This is a genomic window from Paenirhodobacter populi, assembly GCF_004022215.1.
In the GTDB taxonomy this organism is placed as follows: domain Bacteria; phylum Pseudomonadota; class Alphaproteobacteria; order Rhodobacterales; family Rhodobacteraceae; genus Rhodobacter; species Rhodobacter populi.
Window position 1 is genome coordinate 1 of the sequence record NZ_SAUZ01000070.1, and the last position, 1,561, is coordinate 1,561.

1 protein-coding gene is annotated in these 1,561 nt (G+C 62.5%); it reads right to left on the bottom strand.

The window, feature by feature from the left end:
* Positions 1-309: 309 nt before the first annotated feature.
* Positions 310-1,479 carry an IS110 family RNA-guided transposase gene (locus D2T30_RS22820; RefSeq protein WP_164884416.1) on the bottom strand — a complete coding sequence of 390 codons (1,170 nt, stop codon included), beginning with the start codon at positions 1,477-1,479 and terminating at the stop codon, positions 310-312.
* Positions 1,480-1,561 lie beyond the last annotated feature (82 nt).

Genomic DNA, 1,561 nt, shown 5'->3' on the forward strand with positions numbered 1-1,561 from the left:
TCACATGAGGAGGATTGGATCAAGCGGCTTTCATTGGATCATTGGCTTTTCTCCTTCTGACTTTTCGGATCTCGGGTCCGGTCCCCGTTGGAACGCGTGTCAAAGACCTGCGCGCTCAAGCTCACATACGGTCGCCGCGGATACGGCTGCACCATCATCCCGCATCCTGCGGCTGGGGGTCGAGAAGACGGGACCATTCTTAACTACGGCTGTTGTGGGCCATACCCTACGCCGGTCCGTCTGCCCGGATCCGCCGAGGCTGATCAGGCCACGGTGGAACTCTGGAACTTCCGATCTGCGGGCTGGAGGTTACACCGTCTTCATCGCGGCCCCCTCGATCACAATGCCGCTGGTCACGTATTTCCACAGAGCGACCAGCAGTTTGCGCGCCAATGCGACAATCGTGACCTTCTTGGTGCGTGGGCCGAGCTGGCGAACTCGGTTGTGGAACCACCGAGAAAGCGCCGAGCCCGGTTGATGCCGCAACCAAAGCCAGGCTGTTTCCACGGCGATGGCCCGCAGGCGGGGATTGCCTGCCTTGGAGACGCCCTGTTCATGGTTGATCGTGCCGCTCTTCCAGGGTGTCGGTGCGAGCCCGGCATAGGCCGCGACCTGGCGTCTGTTCCTGAACGTTCGGAACAGCCCTTCGGACCACAGGGCACCGGCAAAGCCCGGGCCGATGCCCCTGAGGCCGAGCAGCATTCGCACCGGACCCGGCGTCGAACCGATGGGCTGCATCTCGGCAAGAAGCGCGTCCCGCTCCGACTTCACGGTCTCGATCTGTCGGTTCAGCAACTCGATGATTTCCAGCTCGCGCAATACCAGTGCCTTCAAGTGGTGCGGCAGGGGGCGACCATCCCCGGTGCGCAGATCTTCCAGCCGGTGTCGGCGGTCCTTGTTGCGAGGCTCATAGTCTCCGATACCCTGCGCAAAGAGTATCCCCTTTACCCGGTTCACGTGCCGGATCCGTTCGCCCACCAGGCTTTTCAGTTCCCGGCAGACGCGACGACGATCTTCCTCCTCCGGCGTTGGCACGCGCACCATGGCGCAAACCCGAGGCTCGCCGCGCCTCCAGGCCATGAGGGTGCGGACGAGGGCTTCCCCGTCGATCCGGTCCGTCTTGGCTCGGCGGTGTCGACGGGAGACTGCAATCGATGCCGGGTCGACCACATGACTCTCGATCCCTGCCGCCACCAGAGCGCGGTGGATCCAGAAACCGTCCAGCCCGGCTTCCTGGATGACGATGACGGGGACGATCTGGCCGGTCCGGTGCCGGACAGCATGTTGCATATCCGAAAAACGCTTCAGCAGTTCCGGCATATCGCCGCCCCGAACCTGGTGGCGCGACATCTTCGCGCCCAAAGGCGCCGCAAGGGCTGTTATCAGCCAGGTCGATCGGCTCAGTTCCAGGGATACGAAAATCGCGGTGCTTTCGGTCGTCGTGATCTTGGCGGCAGTGATGGTCTCTGTCGTCGGCATGGCAATGATCTCCATAGAGAAAGTGGGCGTCTCGACTCTTCCAGAGCCAGAGGCGCAAGTCTCCTCCTCATGGGATCTTGAC

Coding starts and splice junctions, on each gene's coding strand:
- D2T30_RS22820 (WP_164884416.1), bottom strand. CDS start 1,479: ATGCCGACGACAGAGACCATCACTGCCGCCAAGATCACGACGACCGAA.